The organism is Pseudophaeobacter leonis (assembly GCF_002087335.1).
Lineage (GTDB): Bacteria > Pseudomonadota > Alphaproteobacteria > Rhodobacterales > Rhodobacteraceae > Pseudophaeobacter > Pseudophaeobacter leonis.
On the sequence record NZ_MWVJ01000119.1, the window covers coordinates 1 to 3,668 of the forward strand.

Here is a 3,668-nt window from a genome sequence, read left to right on the forward strand (position 1 = left end):
AGGCAAATCATGCGTGCCCGCCAAGCAGCGACAAAACGCAGATGAACAGAACGAGACCAGAACGTAAACATGATGCCAAAGGTGATAGCCCAATGAGAACGCTAGATGCTAAGTCACTGAAAGTATTGGAGGCGAGTGCCGCAGGCAAGCCGGTGCCGAAACTCGTGTCATTCTGCATTATTTACAATGGTTTGTTGGATTTTACTTGTTCGATCCCGTCCCATGAAATAGCACTAATTCGCACCCGTTTGGGCGGGTAGATGTGGGGCTGATTTTCAGGGGGCGAGTTCGATTCCGGAATCGAACAAAGGACGGATGATTGCCAAAACGTGCAAAAGAACTCGGGGCGCTAGAGGTTAAGCGGCTGACGCGCCCAGCCATTCGACGCCAGGAAAGAGTGGATCGTAGAAACATCTACCCCACCGATCTTGAAACGCTCGAAAACTGCACGCACACGATCTGTCGCTTTGTTGGGTAGGGCGCATCACATGAACGGCCGCTCCACTCACTTCGACTTGCCGTATGCGCTTTACAATTGCGCGTATGATCGTGGTCTTTCCACTGTCGGCACGGCCGGAAACAACCGACAATGGCAAACGAAAAATCTGGGCACATCGCTTGGCTTGACCTTCGACCGCACTCCGATATTCATTCCCACCCTTTTTGGCTAAGTTTGACTCATCGTCGGAAGTAGACCTGAGCCAAAAGTCTTCAGGTAGCGGACGTGGTAGGGTGATCGCCGGTCGATCAAAAAGCTCAGAAAGAGTTTTGTCGACGACCCTCTCGTCTTGGAACACATGCTATAGATAAAGGTAGAGCCGATCCTCGTTTTCACCAAGTACCAAAGCCTTTTCGAGTGCGTCACGATCTACGTCAAAATAGCGAAGGTTGAAATTTTGGCGTTTCCATTCCGGTAGTCGATCCATTCGCGAATTTATTTCTTTCAAAATGATGTCTGCCGGGCGAAACGTCTGATTAGGCTCACGCCGTAACTGCTCGACGCAGAAAGAACGCAACCGGCGAGGTTCATCCATCAGCATGTCGGATAATACCTCCCCGCCAAGTTCAGGTGGGCTTGAGTTCCGATTGGTGGAGCGCGGGGGCACGCTTGAGATTGAAGATATCTTCTGATGGCCAAACACGGGCGTAGCGGCACGATGCAAGTGCTTCTGAACGGACGGTTGGTGGGGGGGGCATCTTGCAGGCTCAGGCGCAATCAGCTTCACCTCTGATCCGGACTGGTTGGGATGGGAACATGCCATGCCCATCTCGCTTTCGCTGCCTTTGCGTGAAGAGGCACACCAGGGCGGCCCTGTTATCGCCTACTTGGAAAACCTGCTGCCGGACAATCAGGCGATACGTCAGCGCGTTCCTTCCTCTTTCGTGATGCAGCTGCGCGCCGCTTGCGGGTTTTGGAGTTGGTGAAATGAGCTTCCTTTCCCGCATCCTTGGCCGTGAAACACGCGAAACTGTTGCCACCTCTGACCCAAGCTTGGCTGAGTTTCTGGGGCAGCGCGCCGGTGGTACAGGCATTGTTGACCCAAATCGGGCGTCTAGTCTGGCTGTTGCGCAGGCCTGTATTTCCGTCATCAGCCAAAACTTGGCAGCTATGCCGATGAACCTCTATCAGCGCAGCAGCAACGGCGGGCGTGATCGGGCGGCAAACCACCCTTTGCACAGCGTTTTGCATGACCGTTTCAACGGCCAAATGACCGCCTTTGAGGGGCGCGAATTTCTGGTGGTCTCGCTGCTGACCAATGGTAACGCTTTTGCGCGGATAGAGACGAACGCGCGCGGCCAAGTGGTTGCTCTGCACCCGCTGCACCCTTCCAATGTGGCGGTTGAGCGGTTGGAAAATGGCCGCTTGCGGTATCGCATGAGCGGTGATCGCGGGGAGTCCAAAATCCTTCTGCAGGACGAAATTCTGCACCTCCGGTATCGTCTGGGCAAAGATGGAGCGATGGGTGTTTCGCCCATCCAGCTTGCGCGTGAGACCTTCTCTCTGGCGCTGACCCAGCAAGACCAAGCCACGCGACAGGCCAGCCGTGCATTCCGGGCCGAGGGGGCGCTGGTGTTTCCGCAGTCTATCGGCGGCGACAAAAAGGCCGATGCTTTGCAGATCCTGCGCGACCGCGTGGAAGGCCCGGTCGAAACCTCTGGAATTTTGGTTCTGGATGGCGGGGTGGATTGGAAAAGCCTGTCGATGACCGCAAAAGATGCTGAGTTTCTGGGAGTCGCAAGCTATCGAATATGGACGTGGCCCGAACCTTTAGCGTGCCGCCAACTGTTGTTGGCATCACCGATAACGCCACCTATTCCAACGTAGATGGCGAAAGCCGCGCCCTTGTGGTGCGTTGCCTTGCCCCCATGGCCCGCAGGATTGAACAGGCCATGAATGCGGCTCTGCTGACCGTAGAAGGCCGCAAGCGGTTCTTTGTGGAGCATGATCTGGCAGGGCTGATGCGCGGCGATATCAAAGCCCGCTATGAAGCCTACCGGATCGGCCGGGAATGGGGCTGGCTTAGCCCGAACGAGATCCGCGCATGGGAAAACCTGAGTGAGATCGAGGGTGGCGGAGAATATCTGTCGCCGTTGAACATGACTGTGTTGGGTGTGCGGCAAGGGGAGGGCGAATGATGGCCGATCTTCTCTTTGCCAATGATCGCAGCGCCGCCAAGCTATTGGATATGAAGCCAGCCGACTTTCACAAGCTAGTTGATGGTGGGATGCTTCCTTAACCCACACGATATTGGAGGGTTTAAGCGTTGGGACGTTGACGAGTTGCGCCGCATCGCGAGTGGAGCCGCAGCTGAAGGCCACGGAGGAGTTGAGTGGTGAAAAAGTACATTTGGAGACACCCAAGGGGACGCATCTATGTGCGGATAAAGGGGAAACTGACCCGGATCACGGCTGACCAAGGCACGGCTGAATTTGATCGCCAGTATTGGGAAATCCTAAGTGGCAAGCGGGTTGAAGCGAAAACGTCATGGTCTGCAATCATCACTGCTATGCGGGAAAGCGACAAATGGGCTAACTTTTCCCCGCGCTACCGCAAAGACCTCGAACCCGTTTTTACATATCTGGAAGAAAAAATTGGACGCGCCAATGTTTCCAAGCTGACCCCGGCTGATGTTTATGACGCGATGGAAGCGAACAAACACCGCGTCCGCTTTGCGAACTACCTTCCAACCGCTGTTTCGATGCTGACCCAATTGGCGATCAAGAAACGTTGGCGGAACGAAAATCCATTTCTCAAGATGGATAAGCTCAAGGTCCCCAAGGATCGCCAGAAACCGCATTTGCCGTGGGCAGATTGGGCGGTTGATCTGATGCGGGCTGAGGCTGAGCCGTTGCCGCTATTGATTTTTGAAATTGGGGTAGGGAGCGTCCAGCGTCCAGGTGATTGGGTGGAATTTAAGTGGGGAGACTATGATGGTGTTAACCTTAAGTTGCGACAGAATAAGACAGATCTGCCGTTGCAGTTGCCATGTACCGAAGCTTTGAAGGCCGCGCTGGACAAGACAAAAGCCAGCCTGGGATTTGCGCCGCATTCCACCCGTCATATTCTGACCCGCGCTGATGGCTCCCCGATGGACTATCACGCGATGGCTCGTGTTATGGTGCGAGAGCGCAAGCGGTTGGGTCTTTTGGCCTTCGATCAACACGCG

At 54.9% G+C, this 3,668-nt stretch carries 4 protein-coding genes and 1 pseudogene; 4 read left to right on the forward strand and 1 reads right to left on the reverse strand.

The window, feature by feature from the left end:
• Positions 1–260: hypothetical protein (locus B4968_RS23885; RefSeq protein WP_206601130.1), on the forward strand; the 260-nt coding region annotated here is incomplete at its 5' end.
• A 540-nt stretch (positions 261–800) separates the two neighbouring features.
• Here the strand turns inward: B4968_RS23885 and B4968_RS23370 are convergent.
• Positions 801–1,040: a hypothetical protein gene (locus B4968_RS23370; RefSeq protein WP_139792974.1), complete on the reverse strand. Its 240-nt coding sequence runs from the start codon at positions 1,038–1,040 to the stop codon at positions 801–803.
• Positions 1,041–1,260: 220 nt separating this feature from the next.
• Between B4968_RS23370 and B4968_RS21980 the strand changes: the two genes are divergently transcribed.
• The 3 genes and pseudogenes from B4968_RS21980 to B4968_RS21995 all read left to right on the forward strand — a co-directional run.
• Positions 1,261–1,425: a HipA N-terminal domain-containing protein gene (locus tag B4968_RS21980; protein WP_241525924.1), complete on the forward strand. Its 165-nt coding sequence runs from the start codon at positions 1,261–1,263 to the stop codon at positions 1,423–1,425.
• Position 1,426: 1 nt separating this feature from the next.
• A pseudogene (locus B4968_RS21985) lies at positions 1,427–2,637 on the forward strand (phage portal protein).
• Between the two features lie 197 nt (positions 2,638–2,834).
• Positions 2,835–3,668: site-specific integrase (locus tag B4968_RS21995; RefSeq protein ID WP_241525925.1), on the forward strand; the 834-nt coding region annotated here is incomplete at its 3' end.

Coding starts and splice junctions, on each gene's coding strand:
- B4968_RS21980 (WP_241525924.1), top strand. CDS start 1,261: ATGCCCATCTCGCTTTCGCTGCCTTTGCGTGAAGAGGCACACCAGGGC.
- B4968_RS23370 (WP_139792974.1), bottom strand. CDS start 1,040: ATGCTGATGGATGAACCTCGCCGGTTGCGTTCTTTCTGCGTCGAGCAG.